Below are 24,517 nucleotides of genomic sequence, written 5' to 3' on the forward strand. Positions count from 1 at the left end.
AATAAGAAATAAGTAAGTATAAAAGGTTTTGAAACTAGGTTTTGAAAACTTCACCACGAAGTGGTGTTAAGATGAGACTTATAGAGTAAGTAAATCTTTTATTCGATAGTAATTGTTCTTCGCGAATTCAGTTCTTCGTTTAATTGTTATTCCACAACTCACAATAGCTGGAATATTATACATGACAACTCACAATAGCCATGTATACTGTTTTTTTACTCCTGTAATTTAATCTTACATCTTCTTCAATGTAATGATTATGATCTGTGCTCTAAACTCACAATAGGAGTCTGGTCATAATAGTATTTTATAAAACACAATTAACAAACAACAAATGAAACAAAAAACTACTTTTTCTCTATGGAAGAGGTTACTGCTTTTGCTCATCCTGTTCGTTCCTTTAGTAGAGTCTTATGGGCAAACTAAGGTGTATGCTACAGAGTTAATTAAGAGTAAAAATGTTGATAATCCAAAATATGCAACTGATGGGAATTTAGCAAGTAAAGGTACATTACATGCACATCCAGGGGCGTTGTTGATAGGTAAGAAAAGCGGATATTTAGAATACAAATTTCCTAATGCAGTACCGAGAGGAAAACACACCTATGTAAAGATAGGGATGGAAAACAATGAATTACTAAATGGTTTATTAGGTGGTTCAGTAGGTAAGTTATTATCTGGTCTTTTGAATGAATTACTATTGGGAAGCCACAGATTTGATGTTAATGCTTACAATGGGAATACGAAGGTTCTTGAAGTTAAATCAGTAGATGGTTTTGGAACTAAGCAAGCTAAATTGATTCAAGATAAGAAGGGGGATTACATGATTGCATTTCAGTTAGATCAATCATTTGATCGAATGACTGTAGGTAATAGTAGTACGGCTTTATTGGGATTAACCGGTGATAAATTATTAGAGGTTTATGATACTTACTACGTAAAAGAAGATGGAGAAAGCTGCGGTAGACCAATAGGTACTTCATTTGATTCTGCAGGTATTGAAATTGATCTTTTAGGAGGTTTGCTACAGAATAAATTCTATGAAGCTATAGATGGAAAAGAAAATACATATTCTTTATTAAAAAGAGAAGGTGCTGTAAATGTAGGAGTTGGAGGGTATATTTCTCAGTTTTTTTATTTTCCAACTACTTCTAATGCATCCACTACCGTTAACTTAACGATAGAGTCTCCAAAGGGGTTGCTTAGTTTGGATTTGTTAAACGCTATTGAAATAAGAGCATATAAGGGAGACAAAGAGGTATATACGAAGTCTTTAGAGGGAGGTTTACTTAATGGTGTAAACCTTTTAGGATTGTTGAAGACACCTGGAAAGAAGACTCTAACATTTGCTCCTGGAAAAGAGTTTGACAGAATTGAATTAAGAGCAAATAACACATTAAATGTTGGAGTGTTAAGTGATGGTTTACGTATTTATGATATTGAGCGTTTTGATACATCGAAGTGCCCTAATCCTAATATTGTAGTTCCTGCTCCGACTGAATCTCCTTTTGATATAGCTGCATGTGCTACTGTTGTCAAGGATTTTAAAAATGTTGATTTTGTTACAAATGCTATAGATGGAAATAACGAAACATATGCTACTCTATATGCGAATAATGGTTCTTTACTATCTACTTTGCCTTCGTCAGGAATGATAGAATTGTCATATAGCCAAAAAGTATCAGCGAATACAACTTCTTATATTAGAATTGATTCTGATAAAGATGTATTGGAAGCTTTATTAGGAGGAACTTTAGGTAAGTTAGTTAACGGTGTTGCTGGTCTATTGTTAGGAGATCACTACTTTGAAGTTGAAGCCTTCAGTAATGGTGTATCTGTATCTAAAAGCTCGAGTATAAGTGGTTTTGAAGGAACTACTAATGGAGCGGTATCACTAGTACAAGATAAGATTGGTCGTTATTATTTAGCAGTTACACCAACAGCTGAATATAATAGTATACGTATAACCAATAGAGTAACAGGATTGCCAACAGGTGAACAACGTATGTTAAAGGTATATAACATGTGTCGTGAGATTGGTTCAGATCCATGTTATCCTGCTCAGTTTACTTCATATAATCAAGCAGGGTTAAATCTAAGTATTGCTAATTTAAATGAAGCAGGTGTTAAGAATCCTTACCATGCTATAAGTGGTAATTCATCTAATTATTCAGAAATTAGTTCAGGTACTCTGGCTATAGGTACAGGAGTAAAACAAGTTATTTACTTTCCCAAACCATCTTCTAATGGTGATAAATTAGAAGTGAGAGTACAGTTTAACCCTAAGAGTGTACTTTCATTAGATTTATTAGGTTCTTATAAAGTAACTACTTATTTAGGTAGTACTAAAAAACAAGAGTTTACTTTAAAACAGGGATTATTAAATAATCTTGATTTATTAGGTCTATTGCAGTCTGGTGGAGTTCAGTCTTTGATTTTTGACACAAGTGTCGAAGCTTTTGATAGAGTTGAGATTTCTACAGTTACATTACTTAACCTTGGAGTAGCACCAGCTATTCGTTTGTATAATGTCAAACGTATTAATGATGTATGTATTGATCCAATGACCGAAAGTCCTTTTGAGTCTTCTGTATGTGCTACTGAGTTGTTAGGAAGCAAGTATGTGGACGATATTTCTAATATTTTTAATGGAAACTTTGATTCCTTTGCAACTATTAATTCAGATGCAGGAATTTTATTAGGAGGAAATAAAAGAGCTGGTTTTGTCGAAATTGGTTATGACCACATCGTGAAGGCTGGTACTACATCATATATTCGTTTTGATTATGATAAAGGAATATTAAAAGGCTTATTAGGAGGTAGTCTTGGAAATATAGTAAGTGGACTGTTAAACAATATTGTTTTAGGAGATCATTTTTTCGAAATAGAAGTGAAAGATGAACATGGTGTTGTGTTAGAAGGTAACAGTAGAGGTATTGCAACAACCTTCAAAAATGGTGAAATAAGAGTGGTAAGTGATAAGCTTGGCCGTACTTATTTAGCTATAACTCCAAGTAAAAATTATAAATCAGTGAAGATCACTGATAGAAATGAGAGCGTATTGGGCATATTAGCTCCTGCTACTTCTATGAATGTGTATAATATGTGTTATGAAGGTAGTGCAGACTCTTGTGTTGATGCTTTTGCGACATCATTTGACTTTACTGGATTAGCATTAACAGTTAATGATCTGTCTGGAGCTGGTGTAGAATATCCTGAGCGCGCTATAGACTCTAATACAACTAACTATTCACGTATTAGTTTAGGAACTCTTAATGTTGCAGGAAGTGTAAAACAATGGATATTCTTTAATTCAGTTTCTGAGAAAGATGATGTTACTAATATCAAATTTAAAACAGAGTCAGGAGGAGTTGATTTAAATGTATTAGGAAGTTTAGAGATTAAAGCCTATTTAGGTGATAAAGTAGTTCATACACTTGATCTATCTAATGGTTTAATTAACGGTATTAATGTTTTAGACTTAATCACTAAAGGGGATATGGTTAATTTACCATATACACCAGGTGTTGCGTACGATCGTATATCAATCGGACTTAAGAGTGTGTTAAATGTATCTGTGTTGCCTGCAATTCATTTGTATAGTGTAGAAAGAACATGTCAATCTTTAAATCAAGATCTTGTTAGTTGGAAGTCTTATAAAGTGAATGATGATTCAACAGTTCAAAAAGTTGCTGGTGGAGAAGAGGTAGAGTATACTATTCACGTTAAAAATGTAGGTGCTACTGATGTACCAACTTTATTAATAGAAGACAGACTACCTGCTGGGTTAACATGGACTTCTGGAGGGACACATAACAATGGTGTAGTGACATTCAAAAAAGAAGAAGGTATAGTTGTAAATGGCTTAGTTACATTTAGCTTTAAAGCTAAAGTGAATGCAGATTTAGAAGGAATTTCTCAAATTAGAAATATCGCTACAGTAAAGGTTGATGAGACAGATAAAGGAGTAAATACTTATCCAGCTATTGACAATAAAGACCCTAAAGATCCAAATACAAGTGAAAAACCAGGTGCTGTATTAGTTGTTGATCCTCTTTATGATATCGAGTTATCTAAAGTAGGATTGAGTAATGGAAAAATTAGTGATCAAGCACAGTTAGGTGATGAGATAACCTATACAATCTCTGTAGAGAATAAAGGGAATAAAGCATTAAGAAATATTTTACTTAGCGATGTTCTTGGTAATGTGATTGGTTCAGAAATAGAAATTGTAGAGGTGGGATCAGGTGTGATTCAAAACAATACTATTAGCTATGTTATCGCTCAACTTAATGTAGGTCAAAAAGAAACTTTCGTAGTTAAAACCAAAGTAATTGGGTTACCTACAATAAATAAAATTTCGAATAAAGCTATTTCTATAGTTACATTACCTGACAATACAACTAAAACAAAAGAAGTTGTATTTGACTTAGCAAGTAATTGTAATGATATTTTTGAAAATAGCATTGTTATAGAACAAATAGCAGATGTATGTGCTTATTCAGAATTTGTATTAAAAGCAACATTAACTAATCTTGCTCCTAAAGATTTAAAGAATCCAATATTTAAATGGTATAAGAATGCTGATTTATCAGACACGCCATTAGTAGGACAGGAAATTAGAACAACTATAGAAAACACGACTAAGTTTTATGTGACTGTTGAAGGTCTTGGTTATTGCTTTAATGGTGTACCAGCTGAAGTAGAAGTTAAAACTCTATCTGGGCCAGCTAAACCTATCGTGTCAAGTACTCAAGCTGATATATGTGAAGGAACATTAACGACATTATCAACTGTAGAGGGTGCAACTGAATATCAATGGTTTTTAAATGGAGTATTGATTGAAGCTCAGGATGAAAAAGGGCAACCTGTTCGTTTTGGTCATTCAATAGAAGTTAATACAGCAGGAGATTATAGTGTTATAGTTTCTAATGGAACTTGTTATTCTCAAGAGTCAGATGTTTTTACTGTTAATGTAAAAGAAGTAGCTGAATTATCTATTGAGGGTGATCAAAGAATTATCACTAAAGTGGGAATTAGTACTCAATTACCTAAAGCTACAAGTAGCAATGGTAGTGTCGTTTGGTATGATGATAAAGGACAAATTTTTAATGGAAATTCAGTGACCTTTAATACTCCAGGTATTTATATGTTTACCATTATATCAGAGCTTAATGGATGTTCTACGGTTGAAAATATTTCGATTACTGTTTATGATGAATCAAATTGTCCACCTCAAATAGAACGCGTTTATGCAAAAGGAAAAACTTCTAGAGGTTTTATTGTAACAGGTGGTGTATCAAATATGAATAATGCTATAGATGGTAATCCTAAAACATATTCTACAATTACTACAGGTTTAGGTTTATTAGGTATAGGTACTACATGGCAAAACATATATTTTGATGAGACAGTACCAGCGGGTACACCTGTGTCAGTTAAGTTAGGAAAAGAATTTAGTGGGGTTACTGTAACAGGAGGATTGTCAGTTGTTGGGTTAGATGAAAATGGTAATGATATTGGTACAATTAAACCAGTTAAAGGAGGTCTAATAGATTTGTTGTCAGCTGATAGCGTTACAGAGTTTACATTTGTGCCTTCTAACTCAAAAGGACCACAAGCTTATAAAGGTGTTCGTGTTGTACAAGGTGCTTTATTGAGTGTAGGACAAAATGCTAAGGTTTATAGTGTTTATTACTCAAAAGCAGGGGCAATTCAATGTGAAGCTGTTGCAGATAACGTAAATCCTTCTGTACTAGATGTATTACATGGAGTAGATGATTTAGGCTTAGGAGTATTGAGCGCTACAGCACCTATAGTTAATCCATGGAATGCGGTAGATAATGATCCTAACACTTATGCTGAGATTGTTAGAGGAGTTGCAGTGTTGAATGCTGCTACTTTAACAGTAATATTCAAGCAACAAGCTATGCCAGGAGATGAACTGCATATTATTACAGAAACACCTGGTAATCCAGTACTAAGTTTAGAATTGATTAAAGGGTACTCTATTCAACGTTATTTAGGAGACAAGAAAGTAGGACCTAAATTAGAAGGGGGAGTGGATATTCTTGATCTAAAAATTTTAGGTTTAGGTTATAAGAATAAACACAAACTTATTGTAGCTCCGTTTGACGAACCTTTTGATAGAGTGAAAATTTCCTATGGTAATATTGTCGGTGTATTTGGAGACTTTACACGTATCTATGATGTGAATATTGTACCTACGATAGGAACGGGAGTAAAAGAGGATGAAGTCATAGATGTATGTAATTATGGAATGTTGAAGCTATCGATGATAGATGCGTGTACTACATACGAGATATATACTTCTGAAACTGGAACTGATCAATTAACGGAAGTAACTCCGTTTGAATTTTACTTAAAAGGATTAGAACAAGGTGAACAAACCATCTGGATTCAAAACGTTCGAAGTGGTTGTCCATTAGGACCACGTATTCCGGTTAAAGTGAATGTGAAAAACTGTTCAGTTAAGACAAACCTGAACATCACAACAAAAATTAAATAATTAGAAACAACAATATTTATATATAACAAGACATGAAAAAAATCACATTAATAGCGGCATTATTAGGAACAACATATTTTGCAAATGCACAGGTAGGGATCGGTACGCCGGACCCTGCTACTTCTGCAGAATTAGACATCGTAGCTAAATCAGGAAATAAAGGTATCTTAATTCCTCGTGTTACTCTTACAGCAGAGAGTGTATTTGCTCCTATTACAGGTACTCAACAAGAGAGTTTATTGGTGTATAACAATGTAGAATCTACTTCTATGCCTAAAGGTTTTTACTACTGGGATGGTGCTAAATGGAATAGAATCATTGGTAAAACGGAATTAAATACCGTGGTAGAAAACTTAGGAGATAATATCACTACTATCACAAATGACGTTAAGAACCTTCAAGCTGTTGTTAACTACATTTTGCCATCTAATCCTGATAATACAGATCTTAATAAACCAGGACATACTACAATTGTATATGATAATACGACAGGAGATATGTATGAGGTAGTATATGATGCTACAACTAAAAAATACATTACTAAAAAGATCGACTTACTAAAGATGATCCAAGGCAAAGAAACGAATACTTTCTTTAAAGATATCAAAGATGCTAATGGTAAAGTAACAGGGTACCTGTACTTCAACGAAAAAACGATTGTTGAAGCTATTGGTACAGAAACTGATCCAGCTAAGATTAAAGATATACTAGATAAGTTAGATGACACTACCAAAGGAGCTATCAAGATTGACGTTAAAGGAACTGTAGTAAACAATTTCAAAGAGATCTTAGAAGCACCAACTACAATTACTGTTACTACAAAAGAAGGTGATAAGACTTTCACAACTGTAGAAGAGTATTTACAGTATATCTCTCAATCTGCTGATGGTAATGTAATCTATAAAAATATCAGTACTGATCCTGCTAACCCTAACTGGGTATTCCAATACTATGATAAAGCTACAGAAGAGTATAAGACGATTAACTTACGTGATCTAGTAGCAGGGACTGAGTCTAAAACTACTATTGTTACTTATGAGAATAAGCAGTACTATTTGTCAGAAGCTTATATCGTAGGTGGTGGAGAATTAGATGTGACTAAATGGACAGCAGTGCCAGCAGGAGCTATTCACGTAGATGTAGTAGGTGGAGTGATCAATAACATTGAGGAGATCTTAACGACTAAAGGCAATATTACTATCCAAGTAGGAGGAAAAGATATGAACTTTACATCTGTAGAAGAGTACTTACAGTACATCACTCAGTTCTCTGAAGGTAATGTTATCTATAAAAACATTAGTACAGACCCTACTAAAGAAGAGTGGGTATTACAGTATTGGGACAATACTGCAAATCAGTACAAAACTATCAACCTAACAGATCTTGTTGCTTCAGTAGAAACTAAGACTAATATCCTTAGAACAGAAGCTACAGCAGATAAGACATTATCTACTTATGAAGCTGTAGTAGCACCAGTAGAAGCTAATGTTAAGAAAGGAGAAATCTTCTATAAGTATAATAATGAAGATAAAGGTGAGCAATTCATTAACATGACGGCTGATATCATCTCTTCTATTAAGAATAATGAAGAAGTGAAGAAAGAAATCACAAATGTATTGAACCAAGGCGGTAACGTATATTTTGGAGATCATGATAATGATGTAACTACAGATGAAGTATTCTATAAAATAGAAATTAAGAATGGTAAAGAAGAGAAGACTCCTATTGAACTACCAGCTTCATTCTTATTAGAGATTATCAAAAATTATAAAGAGATAATTAAACAAGCTTTAGGAGATAATATCACAAACGAAGGAGATATCGTATTCACTGGGAATATCTATAATGGTCGTCAAGTATTATTAGCTAAAGGAAGTACTACGACGAATGGTGATTCTGCTAAAACTACAGGTGTAGAATTAGCTAATGCTACAGGTGATAACGCTATCAATGGTGTGTTATCTATCAAAGTACTAAAAGCGGGTGTAGTAGTTACTGAATCTACAAAAGACGTGAAAGTAGATGGTACTAAGATTGACTTTAATATCGGTGTAGGAAATATCTATACAGCTTTACCAAAAGATACTTACGAAGTAGTAGTAGAGTACTTAGGTAAAGAGGTAAAGCCTACAACTCAACCATAATTTAGAAAACAACAAACAACAATTAATTCTTTTCAGAAAGGGAGAGGCTAAAGCCAACTCACAATAACGGCCTCTCCCTTTTATTAAATCAAACTCACATTATGAAAAAAATATATTTAAGCTTGGCTCTTGCTATTTTTGCAACAGCTGGTTTTGCACAAACTAAAATAGGTGTTGTAGGTAAGTCTAATGCAGATGTAAATACAAATGCAGTATTAGAATTGGAAGCTGAGAACAAAGGACTTCTTTTGCCTCGTGTGGAATTAACCAAAACAACAGAAGCCACTCCTTTAAACGCACATGTTGAAGGGATGACTGTCTATAATACTAAAAAACAGAATGATGTAGTACAAGGTTTTTATTATAATGATGGTTCGAAATGGCAACAGATGGTAACTACGGATAATAAAGCTGTCAAGTTCTTCTATATGCCTTCTATTGTTTTTGATACGAGTATTATCACTGATCCTGCGACAGTGAAAGAAGTGAATCTATATCAAGAGTATGTAGATCAGTTTGGTATGAAAGATAAAGCACGAACATTTAAAAATGCTAGTGCTCCAGATAGCATTCCTTATTTTCATAGTGCTGATCAATTAGATTACTATGTTACTGATTACGATCCTACTGTTTTTGAGATTGTAAATATCAGTGATGAGGGGATCATGCAATATAGAATATTATCTAATGGTACTCCTACCTCTATCATGAATATCGTATTCTCTGTAAAATAACTAACTAGTAAAAGTGATTCACTATGGTTAAGAAAAGAACACTCTTAGTAGTTTCTGGCTTGTGCTCTATAGCTACTATGGCACAGACAGTAAACAAGGGAGGGCTATATGTAAGCCCAGAAGGGATAATGTCTACACATTATGCCTTAGAGAACACAGATGAAGCAGACTTTAAAAATAACGGTACGCTATATGTTTATAATGATATTATAAACAATGGTGCTTTCTTTGATTATAAAGGAAAACTAGCACAAGGGACTACTATTTTTAAAAGTGATAAACAACAGACTGTATCAGGTAGCAGTATCAGTAAGTTTAACAATGTAGTGCTAAATAACACAGCAGATAATATTGCATTTAATGTTGTTAATGATGTGGTAGTACAGGGCAAAGTGGACTTCCAAGACGGTATTGTCAATGTAGATGAGAAAGACGGATCATTTACTTTTCTAAAAGATGCAATTGCAGTTAATGCAAGTGATAATAGTCATATCCAAGGAACTGTAGACAAGGAAGGAAACAACGAATTTGTGTTCCCTATCGGAGATAAGAAGTATTATCGAAACGCTACGATTACAGCACCTAAAGAAGAGAAAGACATTTTCGTAGGGAAGTATAACTTAGATGATAAGAACTTCTTTACTTCTCATAAACATAAGTCTGGAGTAGTAGAGTTAGTAAACGAAAGAGAGTATTGGCTAGTAGATCGTAACTCTAATGCGAAGAGCGATGTTATCTTGACATTAGGCTGGCATACAGATACTACTCCTGTAGAGTTATTAAAGACTCCGGAGAAGAACTTACGCATTCTTCGTTGGGATGCTAAGGATCAGCTTTGGGTAGATGAAGGAGGTATCGTAGATGTTGATAATAAGACAGTGACTACACCTACATCTGTACGTGGATACGGATTCTTTACATTAGGTACTGTGAATACAGATTTGATACTAGATGGAGACGTAGTGATCTATAATCTAGTAACGCCTAATGGAGATGGAGAGAATGATTTCTTCTTAATAGATAATATTAATCGTTTCCCTAATAATAAAGTTGAGATCTATAACCGTTGGGGAGTGAAGGTGTATGAGACTTCTAATTATGACAGTAATAATAACGTATTCAGAGGGTATTCTGATGGACGTGTTACAGTGAACTCAGGAGAAAAACTACCTACAGGAACTTATTATTATGTGATTAGCTACGAATACAGAAATGCTAGCGAAGCACATACAATTAGAAAATCAGGGTATCTACATTTAGACAACAACTAAGATTTTACGAATGACAATTAATAGAACAATAAGAAATATAAGTGTGTGTATGTTAGCCTTGTTAGGAGCACAACAAATGCAAGCACAACAAGATCCACAGTACACACAGTATATGTATAATACCTCTAATATTAACCCTGCTTATGCAGGTACTAGAGGTAACCTAAGCATTTTCGGTAACTACCGTACGCAGTGGGTTGGTTTAGATGGAGCGCCTAAGACAGCTAATCTGTCTGTGAGTACGCCCCTAGGAGACTCGGGATTAGGATTAGGGGTGAACTATATGAATGATCGTATAGGAGCGATGGATGAGAATAATATCTCTGTAGACTTATCGTATGCTATCGATGTTAATCATGACTATAAATTAGCATTTGGTTTAAAAGCTACGGCTAACTTACTGAATGTAGATTATACTCGTCTGAATATCTATAGTGGAAAAGACCCTGTAGCGATGACGAATATAGATAATCAATTCTCACCTAATATAGGGGCAGGTCTGTATCTATATTCTGAGAAATCATATTTAGGATTGTCTGTACCTAACTTTTTGACTACAGATCGCTACGACGATAATGAGGTGACTACGATGCGTCAGAAAGCGCATTTCTACTTAATGGGAGGATATGTGTTTGAACTAAACCCTAGTTTGAAGTTTAAACCAGCTTTCTTAGCGAAGGCCGTTTCTGGGGCACCATTGCAGATGGATCTGACAGCTAACTTCTTAATTATAGACAAGTTTACTGTAGGAGCAGCATATCGTTGGGATGCATCAGTTAGTGCATTAGCAGGATTCCAAGTGAATGATAACTTATTCGTAGGATATTCTTATGATGCAGATACGACTAAGTTAGCGAATTACAACTCTGGATCTCATGAGATATTCCTAAGATTCGATTTGTTTAATAATCGCACTCGTATGAATACACCAAGATTCTTTTAACGAAAACTATAAAGTATGAAAAAGAAGGTTATTAAGTTTTTCTCAATAGCCTCTTTTTTCTTAATAACAGTAGGGGCAGTAGCTCAGACTAGTAAGGAGAAAAAAGCGGATAAGAGCTTTGACTACTATGAGTACGTCAATGCAATCGAAATCTATGAGAAAATTATAAATAAAGGGTACAAAAGTGTTAACACACTTACTAAGTTAGCAGATGCTTACTATTTTAAAGGTGAGCTAAAGACTGCGCATAAGTGGTACGAAGAGTTATTTATTTTTGCAGAACAAGAAGGGCATAAGCTACCATCAGAGTACTACTATAGATATGCGCAGACGCTGCGTTCTATAGAAGACTATAAAAAGGCAGATGAGTATGTAAGTCGCTTTGCAGAATTAGAGAAGAGCGATAGTAGAGGTATATTATTCGAAGAAAAGAAAGATACTTACTTAAAGGAGATTAATGCCATGATACAGCGCTATGATCTGAAAGTACTCCCTATTAATAGTGTGTATTCTGACTATGGATCGAGTATCTTAGGAGACCAATTAGTCTTTGCATCTGCTAGAGAAACAGAGCATGGAGGTAGAGTACATAAGTGGACTAATGAAGCATTCACTACTCTGTACAGTACAGTGATTAGTAAAGACGGTAGCTTTAGCGAGCCTGAGCCTTTAGATAAGTTTGGAAACGCAAAGGTCAATGTAGCATCAGCGATCTTTACTAAAGATGGTAAGACGATGTACTTCACGAGTAATAACTTTAAGAAGAAAAAGAAAGTTCACAATGAAGACTATTACATCTTACTGAAGTTATATAAATCTACTTTAGACGAAGATGGAGTATGGACAGAAGCAGTAGAGTTGCCATTTAACTCAGATAATTTTAATACTGCTCATCCCGCTTTATCTCCAGACGAGAGATGGTTATACTTTGCTTCTGATAGAAGTGGTACACTAGGTGAATCTGATATCTATAGAGTCTTTATAGAAGAAGATGGGAGCTATGGTACACCTGAGAACTTAGGGGCTAGAATTAATACAGAAGGACGTGAGACATTCCCTTTTATCTCTAAGGATAACTATCTATACTTCTCATCAGATGGACGTCCAGGTTTAGGAGGATTAGACGTATATATGGCTAAGCTAAATGTAGATAATACATTCGGTAAAGTAGTGAGTGTAGGAGCTCCTATTAACAGTTCTTCAGATGACTTTGCATTCTATATCAATGACAAAAACAAAAAAGGATTTATTAGCTCTAATCGTGAGGGAGGAGTAGGAAGTGATGATATTTATTTCTTCCAAGTAGTAGACTGTAAGCAGCAGATAGAAGGGCAAGTGTATAATACCACAACTAAAATGCCTATAGCGAATGCTACAGTAGTATTATATGACAATGCTTATAAAGAACTAGCTACTATTATTACTGATGCTAATGGAAACTATAAGACAGAGCCGTTAGACTGTAACTATAAGTTTAGACTAAAAGCTAGTGCAGATACATATCTTACAGCGGAGGTATCTACTGTATTAGGAAGAGAGTTTAATGTATCTAAGAACGTAAATATAGGTTTAGACCCAATAGTTGAAAAGATAGAGAAAGACGATGATTTATTTAAGAAATTGAAGTTAGATCCTATCTATTTTGATTTTGATAAAGCTACTATTCGCCCTGATGCAGCAGTAGAGTTAGCGAAGGTAGTAGAAGTGCTTAATATGTATCCAAAACTGAAGATAGATGTGCGTTCGCATACAGATAGCAGAGGTAATGATGCTTATAATATGAAGCTGTCTGACCGTAGAGCTAAATCAACAGTAGCTTGGATGGTAAAACAAGGAATAGAAGAAGATCGTATCACAGGTAAAGGGTATGGAGAATCACAGTTAGTCAATAAATGTGCTAATAAAGTACCATGTACAATCAAGGAACATCAAGAAAATAGAAGAAGTGAGTTTATTATTCTGAATATAGAATAACACTGTTTCGGTTAGTGATTTTAAAAAAGCCAGTTTGTTATGACAGACTGGCTTTTTATTTTCTTATCATAATGTCATAGAACGGGCAGAGAGGAGTGGTTCTATAGTTCTATTAGAATGAGATTGTACTATAATTCTGTTTTCAATCTTACTTCTTCAACACTGTTACAATATATCTTCAATAGTTCTTCAAGAAACGAAGCTTGAACTAGAGCAATCTTGGCGCATTGTTGAAGAAGTGTTGAAGGAGTTAAGATAAACATTGATATATACTAGGCTGAAGAGTCATTTGGATATTCTCTGCTTATAAAGTGTTTTTTATTTAATGTATTTATAATTAGATGTTTATGTTTTTTAGAGGTTTTTTTTAAAGAAAAAAAACACTATACTTTTTCTTCAAAATGAAGTGTAAATGGATAATATGAAGGGTAAATATCAAAAAAAGAGAGTATAAAATGTCTTTTAAAGTAGGTAAGTGCGTTATTAACTCATTAAAAATGAAAAAAGAGATAAGAATTATTCACAACAGAATAAAATAGGAATGTTTTTAACCCAGATTATGCAATAGACATATAAACGAAAAGTAATTATACAAAATAGGTCTGAATTAGTGATAAAAGCATACTATAGTATGGTCTTAGAGCTAATGAAAGAACTATGAAGTAGAATTGCTTTGTAGTATTTGGCTAATGCGTAATGTGGGGTTAAGGTAAAAGAAGATTAGGAGATAGGATGGTGATTATTTCATATACTATTTCAACAAAAAAACCACCCGTTTAGAGGTGGTTTTCATATAAATAATAGATTGATTATTTTTCTATTTTTTGGTATACTTTAAGAGCTTGTTTTAAGATCTCAGCTGAGCGGATTAAGTCTTCTTTTTTAAGGACATAAGCCATACGAGCTTCGTTTAATCCTACACCTGGTGTAGAGTAGAATCCTGCAGCAGGAGCGATCATTACAGTCTCTCCATTTAGGTCATACTCTTCTAATAACCATTTAGCGAAGTTATCAGCATTCTTAATAGGGAATTTAGCTACACAGTAGAAAGAACCATGTGGCATAGTCACTTGTACACCTTCTATCTGTTGAAGTGCAGTGATGAATACATCTCTTCTCTCTTTGTACTCCGTGATTACTTCATCGAAGTAAGATTTAGGAGTATCTAGAGCAGCCTCAGCAGCGATTTGTTCAAAAGTAGGAGGAGATAGACGCGCCTGAGCAAATTTCATTGCCGCAGCCATAAGATCTTTGTTTTTAGAAACGATACATCCTATACGAGCACCACACATACTGTAACGCTTAGATACAGAATCGATCATGATAGCGTGATTCGCTAGTTCAGGAATGCTCATCACAGAGATATGTTTATATCCATCATAAGCAAATTCTCTATATACTTCATCAGCGATTAAGAATAGATCGTGTTTCACTACTAGGTCTGTTAACTGTTTCATCTCTTGTTCTGAATATAAGTAACCAGTAGGATTACCAGGATTACAGATTAAGATCGCTTTCGTCTTAGGAGTGATTAGTTTTTCGAATTCTGATATAGCAGGTAATGCAAATCCATCATTGATAGAAGACATCACAGGTACGATATTTACTCCATTAGAAGTAGAGAATCCATTATAGTTAGCATAGAATGGCTCAGGGATGATGATTTCGTCACCTTGGTCCATTGTACTACCTAAAGCGAATAATAATGCTTCAGATCCACCAGTAGTAACGATAATATCGGCTACATCTACATTAAGATTTTGGTCTTGATAGTGTTTAGCTAACTTTTTTCTATAACTTTCGATTCCTGCAGAGTGGCTATATTCTAATACTTCGAAGTTAGCTTCTTTTACAGCTTTAAGAGCACCTTCTGGTGTTTTAATATCAGGTTGCCCTATATTTAAGTGGTATACATGGTGTCCTTTTTGTTTTGCTACCTCTGCAAAAGGGACTAATTTTCTGATAGGTGATTCAGGCATTTGAAGCCCTTTGTTTGAAATCTTTGGCATAGTTTTAAAATTTAAATAAACATAGTAAGTCTCTAAATCAATATTGGATTAGAAATCAATAATCCTCTAGAATATTACTATCGCAAATGTAACTTATTTTATGCAAAAATTTGTAATAAATTGATTACTAAATATTAAGTTAAATATACTGAATTACTGGCGTTTTTGGTTATTTTTGTTGCACTATTAAAACAACATATTAACAACTCATGGATAAAAAAATAATATCTTTTTTTTCTTCGACACGGTTAATGGCGGTTCTTTTTATAGTTTATGCTGTAGCATTAGCTTTAGGAACCTTCATCGAAGATCGTTATAACACAACTACTGCCCGTATTTTAATATATAATACTAAATGGTTCGAGTTTATTATGTTTGTTTTCTTGATTAACTTTATAGGTAATATTAAGAAATACAGACTACTGAGCAAAGAGAAGTGGGCGACATTACTACTGCATGCGGCTTTTATTTTGATTTTATTAGGAGCTTTCATTACTCGTTATATCAGTTTCGAGGGGATGATGCCTATTAGAGAAGGGGAGACGGCAGATAGTATTTTTTCTGATAAGACTTTCCTTACTGTCATGACTGATGGAGAGTATGAAGGAGAACAGCGCAGACGTACATATGAGAGACCTATACTATTCTCTCCTGTAACGAATAATCATTTTACTGTTAAAGAAGACTTTAATGGTATAGATTACGAGATAGAATATAAAGACTTTATCATGGGAGCTACTGAGGCAATAGCAGAAGATCCTAATGGAAAAATGTTCTTAAAATTAGTAGAATCTGGTGATGGTGACCGTCATGAGCATTTCTTAGAAGAAGGAAAAGTAGTGAGTATCCACAATGTATTATTCTCATTGAATAAACCTACTGATGGAGCGATTAATATTACAAAAGAAGGTGATGAGTTCTTCTTAGATACACCTTTTGGAGGAACGTATATGGTGATGGCAACACAGGCGACAGGTGATGTAGTAGCTGGTACAAAAGCTCCTCTAAACTTTAGATCATTATATAATATGGCAGGAACACAGTTCGTTATTCCAGAAATGCCTATTAAAGGAAAGATGATTCTAGAGTCTGATGGTGACTTTAAGAATAAAAGAAATACTGATGCTTTAGTCCTTACTGTTCGTTCTCAAGGAAAAGAGGAAGAGGTAACACTAATGGGTAAAGCAGGAAGAATGGGAGAACCTCAGTCATTTAAACTAGGTGACTTAGAGTTTACGATGATGTATGGTAGTAAAGTGTATACGACACCATTCCAAATCAAGTTAAATAAATTTATAGCTGAGAAATATCCTGGTACAGAGAGTAGCTATGCTTCATTCGAAAGTCAGGTGACTGTATTAGATGGTGCAGAGAATTTCGATGCACGTATCTATATGAACAATATTTTAGATTATAAAGGATACCGATTCTTCCAGGCGGAGTTCGATAGAGATGAGAAGGGGACTATCTTATCTGTGAACCATGACTTCTGGGGAACGTGGATTACTTATATAGGGTACTTCTTACTATATATAGGATTAATAGTTATCTTATTCGATAAGAATACAAGATTTGGTGATTTGAAACGAAAATTAGATAAAGTTAGAGAGAAGAAAGCTTCTATACTTACGATGTTGTTCTTGTTCTTATCAGTAGGAGCATTCGCACAACACAATCATGAAACACCTACACGTCCTAACCAGGTAGTGATAGACTCACTGATCAAGAGTACTGCTGTAGATAAAGAACATGCTGCTAGATTTGGTGAATTAGTTATTCAAGACTTTGGTGGTCGTATGAAACCAGTGAATACTTTTGCTTCAGAATTATTGCGTAAAGTATATAAAGGAGAAAACTATAAAGGATTAAATCCTGATCAGGTGTTTCTATCGATGACTCAGTTTACGGTAGCTCAACAATTACAAGGAGCACCTAACTACTGGTATTATGCAGAACTGATAAAACTACCTAGAGGAAATGATAAGATATTAGAGGCATTAAAGTTACCTAAAGACGCTAAGTATGCTGCGTTTATTGATTTCTTTGATGAAGATGGTAATTATAGATTGGCAAAAGTAGTAGAAGATGCTAATCACTCTGCAGTTAAAAATCAGTTTGAGAAAGACTATTTAGACTTAGATTCTAAGATGGCATTATTGAATGCAGCATTCACTACACGTAGCCTTACGATATTCCCTATACCGGGTCACGATAATGATAAATGGGTATCTCCATTAGAATTAAACGAGGCAGGTCTTAAAGGAATGGATTCTACATTTACGAAGAGCATATTACCTAGAATGTATGTACCAGCTTTATTTGAGGCTAAACAATCAGGTGATTATGCAAAGGCAGATGAGTTCCTACAGAGTATTAAAACGTATCAGAATGCTTATGGTAAAACTGTAATTCCTTCTGAGAAAAAGATACAATTCGAGATTCAATATAATAAGTACGATATATTTAAGACACTATATAGTTACTATATGTTAGCTGCTGTGTTCTTATTCATCTTCATTATATCAGAGATATTAAAACCAAGACGTATCAATAAGGCGATGATTAAAATCGGTAGCTGGGCTACAGTCTTATTATTTGCTATACATACATTAGGATTAGCTGTGAGATGGTATGTATCAGGTCACGCTCCATGGAGTGATGCTTATGAATCAGTTATCTATGTGGCATGGGCTACTACATTGTTTGGATTAATTTTTGGTCGTAAGTCTGAGTTAACGATAGCATCAACAGCATTCGTAGCGGCGATAGTGTTATGGGGAGCACATCTAAACTTTATGGATCCAGCGATTGGTAACTTACAACCAGTATTGAATTCATATTGGCTGATTATCCACGTAGCAGTTATCGTAGGTAGTTATGGTCCATTTACACTAGGTATGATATTAGGAGTCGTGACTTTATTCTTAATGATTCTTACGAATGATAAGAATAAGAAGAAAATGGATCTTAATATTAAGGAGTTGACTTATATTAATGAGATGACATTAACGGTAGGTCTAGTTCTATTAACTATTGGTAACTTCTTAGGAGGTCAATGGGCTAATGAGAGCTGGGGACGCTACTGGGGATGGGACCCTAAAGAGACATGGGCATTAATTAGTATTATGATTTATGCTTTTGTTATTCACGCTAGATTAGTGCCAGCTATGCGAGGTACATGGTTATATAATGTATTCAGTGTAGTAGCGTATTACTCGATTATGATGACTTACTTCGGTGTTAACTTCTACTTAAGCGGATTGCACTCTTATGCATCAGGAGATAAAGTGATCACACCTACTGCTGTATGGTGGTCATTAGGATTTGTGATAGTATTAAGTGTCTTCTCTTATATTAAATATAAAAAGTATTTGAAGAAATAATATTCTCTAAGTAGGATATAATCTAAAGCCCAGCTTCTTTTAGAAGCTGGGCTTTTTTTGTTTTTATATCTGATTCAAGAGTAGAATTGTGATATAGAAGGAGAAACTACGATATCCGTTATATATTATATAGCTATTATTAACTAAATTGTGATTACTTTCTTTATTTTAGAAAAATTAGTGTTTTATTTTTCTTAAAATATATTATTTTCTATTTAATGTTGTTTTTAAGTATGAAATCTTTGAAATATTTAGTTTTGTTTCGTGTTTTATATGTAGCTTTTTTGAGTAAAATTTAAATATATGTATAAAAATAGCTGTTGTTGTAATATATTTTTTAAATAAGGTTAAATTGTATGAGTAATAATTAAATTTTAACATTTGATGTTTGTTAAGTCTTTTTTTTTATAACTTTGTAGTACAAACTGTTTAAGATTTTAGGTTAAAGCTTATTGTCTATACAGGTTATTATGATTTGATTAACTATTTGGGGAAAATATGATCACTTCAGATTAATTAGTAAAATATTTTAAATAAATTTTTTAAACATGAAAAAGAAAATTACTACTCTGTTTTTGTTAGCTCTAGGAGCAACTACGTATGCGCAGCAGCCAGGTGTTGGTATTGGTACTCCGTTACCATCTCAATCTGCAATGTTAGATGTTAATGCAACTGATAAAGGGGTTTTGATCCCACGTGTTAAGTTGAGCACTTTAACTGGTAAAAGTTTAACGACTTTTGGTTTAGTGGGAACAGGAGAGCAAGGTGTTTTAGTTTATAACACTGAAGTAGGAGATGGTTTTATAGAAGGATTCTACTACTGGGAAGGAGCTGCAACTGGTAAATGGGAAGCTGTTACCTCTTCTTCTAAATTAGAAACCGTAATTAAGGATACTAAGGAGACTCTTCAGAAAGAGATTACTGAGAAAATCACAGAAATTACTAAAATACCTGGTAATCCAGGTGATCCAACAGATTTAAGTTATATGGTTGCTTTTAAGCCATTGCAGCCAATAAAACCAGGTGATCCTATACCTGCTAAAAGTAAAGGGACGTTACAATATTTGATTCCTCATGAAGAGAAAGATGGAGATGGTAAAGTGACAAAAATTACATATACTAAACATGAGATAGGTTTTGATGAGCTTGTTAGTGGTGCTCAGACAGTTACAGATATTAATAGATTTGTAGGGGATGGGACTAAGATAGAAGCAAAAGATATTAAAGTTGATCTTGAGGATCCTAAAAATAAAGTAAAAGGAAAAATCTTCTATACATATACTAATGAGGATAAAGTTACTCAGTTTATAGATGTTACTTCTGATTTCTTAGAAACAATTAAGGAGAATAAGGAGATACGTAAAGAGATAGTTAGTGTTATTACGGAAGTAGGAACTGGTGGAGATGGAGATGGAGGGGTAAAACCTATAGATCCAACAGATCCAGATAAAAGTAAAGCATGGGGGAATGTTTATTATGGACCTGAGAATGGTAAAGATGGACCTGCAGTATTGTATTCTATAGATAAAGATGGTAATAAGCATTATATAGATATCTCTCAAAACTTAATTAACGAAATTACTAATAATCCAGAAGTAGTTAAGAAAATTAAAGAGACCGTTACAGTGACTGTTACAGAAGACGGTAAGCCAGTGGATACTAATGACGTAATAGATGGTAAAATCGTTCAGAAAGTAAGCTTAAATAATCAAGAAGTAGTTAAAGGTAACGGAACATTATCTTATAATAGTGAGTTTAATGCAGATGGTATAGCTGTTCCTGCTACATTTGATAGACTATTATCTGTTAAAATTTTCAATAGTGCAGGAGTATTAGTTATGACTAATGTTACTAATGTTAATCATGATAAAGTTGGAAATAAGCTTAAGTTTAACTTTGGTTCAGGATCAATGTATTCTCCATTAACTGCGGCTACAGGATACCAAGTTATATTAGAGTATGTGTCTACAGTTGATGCTACTAAGTAATTAATAGCTATAATTTAAAAAGATTTAAAATGAAAAAAAACATAATCACATTATTAGCGGTTGTATTAAGTGCATCTGCTTTCGCTCAAACTCCTGTGAAGCCAGGGGTGGGTATTGGAATTAAAAAAGTAAGTACTTCTGCAGCATTACAAGTAGAATCTGATAAGAAAGGGGTTCTTATTCCTCGTGTGGACTTAAAAGCTTTAGTAGCTGCTGATGCTACAAATCATTACGGTCTATTAGGTAATCCAGAACAAGGGATTGCTGTATATAATAAAATAGCTAGTACAGATTATCCAGAAGGATTCTATTACTGGGATGCAGGAGCTAAAAAATGGGAAGCAATTACCTCTTCTTCTAAATTAGAGACTGTGATTAAAGATACTAAAGAAACTCTTCAGAAAGAAATTACTGAAAAAATCACAGAAATTACTAAAATACCTGGTAATCCAGGTGATCCAACTGATTTAAGTTATATGGTTGCTTTTAAACCTGAACCATTGAAACCAGGTGACCCTATACCAGCTAAAAGTAAAGGGGTGTTACAGTATTTGGTTCCTCATGAAGAGAAAGATGGAGATGGTAAAGTGACTAAAATTACATATACTAAACATGAGATAGGTTTTGATGAGCTTGTTAGTGGTGCTCAGACAGTTACAGATATTAATAGATTTGTAGGGGATGGGACTAAGATAGAAGCAAAAGATATTAAAGTTGATCTTGAGGATCCTAAAAATAAAGTAAAAGGAAAAATCTTCTATACATATACTAATGAGGATAAAATTACTCAGTTTATAGATGTTACTTCTGATTTCTTAGAAACAATTAAGGAGAATAAGGAAATACGTAAAGAGATAGTTAGTGTTATTACGGAAGTAGGAACTGGTGGAGATGGAGATGGAGGGGTAAAACCTGTAGATCCAACAGATCCAGATAAAAGTAAAGCATGGGGGAATGTTTATTATGGACCTGAGAATGGTAAAGATGGACCTGCAGTATTGTATTCTATAGATAAAGATGGTAATAAGCATTATATCGATATCTCTAAAAATATAATTAATGAGATTACTAATAATAACGAGTTAATTGAGAAAATCAAAGAAACTGTACGTGTAGAGGTAGGTAAAACTCCTGATTCAGATGTTCCAACTGGAGAAGTTATCGGTGGAAAAAGAGTATTTAAAGGATTAACATCTATATCTGTTAATGGAGATGCGACTAAAGGTGAATACGATAGTGAGCCAAAAGCTAATATCACAATTCATCCTACTAAGGTTACAATCGGAGCTGATGGTGTAGCTAAAGTAGAGCAGGATGCAACAGTTAAATTTGGTCGTTTGATTAATGTTACTGTGTTAGCTAAAGGAGGAAGTGTTTTAGTGAGTTCTGCTACAGATGTTGAAAGAATAGGAGGAGATACTTTTAAATTTAGCTTCGGTACAGGGTCATTATATACTCCTATATTAGGCGGAGATTATGATTTAGTCTTTGAATATACAGAGCTATAATTTGTTCTGTTAAGTACAAAAGACTGTAGAAATACTAATATACTGTCTAGTTTTATACTAGACAGTATACTTATGATTTACATTATATTAAATAATTGTAGATTTTTTAAAAAAAAGAGACTATGAAAAAATACATAATAATGTGTGCTGCTTTAGTTGGGATGTCTTACTTTGGACAAGCTCAGGTAGGTATAGGTACAAAAGACCCAGTTAAAGGTTCTGCTTTAGAAGTTCAATCTGACAACAAGGGGGTTTTATTGCCTAGAGTATCTTTAGCGAGTAAAACTACTTTAAGCCCAATTGATGGTAATGCCGCAGATACAAAAATAAAGGGATTAATAGTATTTAATACTAATCCTAATTTAGATCCTGCAGACAAAAGTGGTTCAGAAGGATTTTACTATTGGACAGGTACAGCTTGGACTAAGCTTAGTAGTCAAGATGAGATTGTTAAATTAATACAAGAGAATACTTCATCATCTAATACAATTATTAATGAGATAGTTAATGAGATAGTTAATGAGGGTACTAGCTCTGCTTTAAAAGGAACATCTGTAATCTTATATGATTTTGATAAAAAAGAGTTCTATACTTTAGTAAAAGATAAGGATGGTAATATCGTAACCTCTACTCCTATTGATTTAGGTTTAAGCGATGTTGTTCGCTATAAGGAAGTAGATGGTAAGACTGTACTGGTTTATAAAGATAAAAATGGTAAGGAACAGGAAGTAGATTTAAATAATCTACAGGTAGATACTTTCATCAGAGATGTGAAAGATAAGAATGGTAAAGTTACTGGTTATGTGTATTTTAGTGAAGAAAAAATCGCTAAATGGATAGAGGCAAATCCGAAGGATGCGCACAGATTTAAAACTGATATACCTGATAGTGAAGGTAAACTATTAGATATAGTAGGAGATGTAGCTAATAATCTTCAAGAAATTTTCAATTCTAAGAAAGATGTATTTGAGACGTTTATTAACGAAGTTAAAGGAAACGTTACTGTAAAAGTTGAAGGGGATCGTACTTATTTAGTTTATAATGATGGAACAAAAGAGGTTAAGATTGACTTAAGTCAATTGGAAACAGAAACTTTTGTTAGAACTATTCATAATGAGGAAAACGGTGTCCAAAAGATTTATGGATATGTTCACTTTAATGAGGCTCAGATTAGCAAATGGATAAAGGAACATCCTGGTCAAGCTAATAATTATAAAGAGGCAATGAAGAATGAAGATGGTACTATACTTGATGTGGTAGGTGCTATTTCAAATAACTTTAAAGATATTGTTAATAATAATAGTGAGTATATCTCTAAGATTATTCAAGAGACTAAAGGGAATGTAACTGTTAAGACTGAAAATGGGAAAACTTATTTAGTTTATCGTGATGATACTGGAAAAGAAGTTGTTCTAGATTTGTCAGCTATGGAGTTAGTTACTTTTAGTAGAGAACTTAAGAATACTAAGAATGTTGTTACAGGATATGTTTACTTTAACGAGGATGCAATTGCAAAATGGTTAAAAGAGAATCCTTTATTAGCACCTTTGTATCAAACACAAATGCCTGATTCAGTTGGTTTTAAAATGGATGTATTAGGTACAGTGAATAGTAATTTCGAAGAGATAATCAATAACGAAGAGAATAAAAAGTATATTACTAATGTTATTAATGAAAGTACTGGAAACGTTACTGTCAAAGTTATTGATGGTAAAACAGTTTTAGTATTTAGAGATAAGGATGGTAACGAAAAAGTAATTGATTTAAGTTCTCAAGAGGTTGATACTTTCGTTAGAGAGATAAAAGATGTGAATGGTAAGCTTCTTAATTATGTTTACTTTAGTGAATTAGCAATTACGGAGTGGCAAAAGGCGAATAGTGATATAGCTAAACGTTATAAAACAATGATGCCTGATGCTGCAGGAACAACAATTGATGTAATTGGTGCTGTATCTCAAAATTTCGAAGAGATTATTAAACATGGGGATAACATTAAAAACTTGACAGAAGTTATTCAAAAAACTGAAGGTAACG

Annotated in this window: 11 protein-coding genes; 10 read left to right on the forward strand and 1 reads right to left on the reverse strand. The window is 33.8% G+C overall.

Going from position 1 to position 24,517, the window contains the following annotated elements; genetic code table 11:
* Window positions 1–334 precede the first annotated feature (334 nt).
* The 6 genes from AABL85_RS08925 (at window position 335) to AABL85_RS08950 (ending at window position 13,595) form a co-directional block, all read left to right on the forward strand.
* Window positions 335–6,529 (forward strand): DUF11 domain-containing protein, encoded by a 6,195-nt coding sequence (locus AABL85_RS08925; RefSeq protein WP_341309851.1) that lies wholly within the window; start codon window positions 335–337, stop codon window positions 6,527–6,529.
* Between the two features lie 32 nt (window positions 6,530–6,561).
* Window positions 6,562–8,673, forward strand: coding sequence for a hypothetical protein (locus tag AABL85_RS08930; protein WP_341309852.1), 2,112 nt, complete (start codon window positions 6,562–6,564; stop codon window positions 8,671–8,673).
* Between the two features lie 101 nt (window positions 8,674–8,774).
* The gene (locus AABL85_RS08935) at window positions 8,775–9,407 is read left to right on the forward strand and encodes a hypothetical protein (protein WP_341309853.1); all 633 of its coding nucleotides are present in this window, start codon (window positions 8,775–8,777) and stop codon (window positions 9,405–9,407) included.
* 23 nt (window positions 9,408–9,430) lie between these two features.
* On the forward strand, window positions 9,431–10,678 hold the full coding sequence (locus tag AABL85_RS08940; protein WP_341309854.1) for a gliding motility-associated C-terminal domain-containing protein: 1,248 nt from the start codon (window positions 9,431–9,433) through the stop codon (window positions 10,676–10,678).
* Between the two features lie 10 nt (window positions 10,679–10,688).
* Window positions 10,689–11,621 (forward strand): PorP/SprF family type IX secretion system membrane protein, encoded by a 933-nt coding sequence (locus AABL85_RS08945; RefSeq protein WP_286395546.1) that lies wholly within the window; start codon window positions 10,689–10,691, stop codon window positions 11,619–11,621.
* 15 nt (window positions 11,622–11,636) lie between these two features.
* Window positions 11,637–13,595 (forward strand): OmpA family protein, encoded by a 1,959-nt coding sequence (locus tag AABL85_RS08950; RefSeq protein ID WP_303261484.1) that lies wholly within the window; start codon window positions 11,637–11,639, stop codon window positions 13,593–13,595.
* An 809-nt stretch (window positions 13,596–14,404) separates the two neighbouring features.
* Here the strand turns inward: AABL85_RS08950 and AABL85_RS08955 are convergent.
* Window positions 14,405–15,604: a pyridoxal phosphate-dependent aminotransferase gene (locus AABL85_RS08955; protein WP_341309855.1), complete on the reverse strand. Its 1,200-nt coding sequence runs from the start codon at window positions 15,602–15,604 to the stop codon at window positions 14,405–14,407.
* A gap of 209 nt (window positions 15,605–15,813) precedes the next feature.
* On the opposite strand from AABL85_RS08955, the gene ccsA reads away from it, so the two are divergent.
* From ccsA to AABL85_RS08975, 4 genes are all read left to right on the forward strand, one after another.
* Window positions 15,814–18,987 carry a cytochrome c biogenesis protein CcsA gene (gene ccsA, locus AABL85_RS08960; protein ID WP_341309856.1) on the forward strand — a complete coding sequence of 1,058 codons (3,174 nt, stop codon included), beginning with the start codon at window positions 15,814–15,816 and terminating at the stop codon, window positions 18,985–18,987.
* Between the two features lie 548 nt (window positions 18,988–19,535).
* Window positions 19,536–20,975: a hypothetical protein gene (locus AABL85_RS08965; RefSeq protein WP_341309857.1), complete on the forward strand. Its 1,440-nt coding sequence runs from the start codon at window positions 19,536–19,538 to the stop codon at window positions 20,973–20,975.
* 29 nt (window positions 20,976–21,004) lie between these two features.
* A complete protein-coding gene (locus tag AABL85_RS08970; protein WP_341309858.1) occupies window positions 21,005–22,483 on the forward strand; it encodes a hypothetical protein in 1,479 nt (492 codons plus the stop codon).
* A 122-nt stretch (window positions 22,484–22,605) separates the two neighbouring features.
* Window positions 22,606–24,517, forward strand: a 1,912-nt coding sequence (locus AABL85_RS08975; protein ID WP_341309859.1) for a hypothetical protein, incomplete at its 3' end; no start/stop codon positions are given.

The organism is Myroides odoratimimus (genome assembly GCF_038039805.1).
In the GTDB taxonomy this organism is placed as follows: domain Bacteria; phylum Bacteroidota; class Bacteroidia; order Flavobacteriales; family Flavobacteriaceae; genus Flavobacterium; species Flavobacterium odoratimimum_B.

Bases quoted from the DNA above. Each gene is read 5' to 3' on its own strand.
- AABL85_RS08925 (WP_341309851.1), top strand. From the start codon at position 335: ATGAAACAAAAAACTACTTTTTCTCTATGGAAGAGGTTACTGCTTTTG.
- AABL85_RS08930 (WP_341309852.1), top strand. From the start codon at position 6,562: ATGAAAAAAATCACATTAATAGCGGCATTATTAGGAACAACATATTTT.
- AABL85_RS08935 (WP_341309853.1), top strand. From the start codon at position 8,775: ATGAAAAAAATATATTTAAGCTTGGCTCTTGCTATTTTTGCAACAGCT.
- AABL85_RS08940 (WP_341309854.1), top strand. From the start codon at position 9,431: ATGGTTAAGAAAAGAACACTCTTAGTAGTTTCTGGCTTGTGCTCTATA.
- AABL85_RS08945 (WP_286395546.1), top strand. From the start codon at position 10,689: ATGACAATTAATAGAACAATAAGAAATATAAGTGTGTGTATGTTAGCC.
- AABL85_RS08950 (WP_303261484.1), top strand. From the start codon at position 11,637: ATGAAAAAGAAGGTTATTAAGTTTTTCTCAATAGCCTCTTTTTTCTTA.
- AABL85_RS08955 (WP_341309855.1), bottom strand. From the start codon at position 15,604: ATGCCAAAGATTTCAAACAAAGGGCTTCAAATGCCTGAATCACCTATC.
- ccsA (WP_341309856.1), top strand. From the start codon at position 15,814: ATGGATAAAAAAATAATATCTTTTTTTTCTTCGACACGGTTAATGGCG.
- AABL85_RS08965 (WP_341309857.1), top strand. From the start codon at position 19,536: ATGAAAAAGAAAATTACTACTCTGTTTTTGTTAGCTCTAGGAGCAACT.
- AABL85_RS08970 (WP_341309858.1), top strand. From the start codon at position 21,005: ATGAAAAAAAACATAATCACATTATTAGCGGTTGTATTAAGTGCATCT.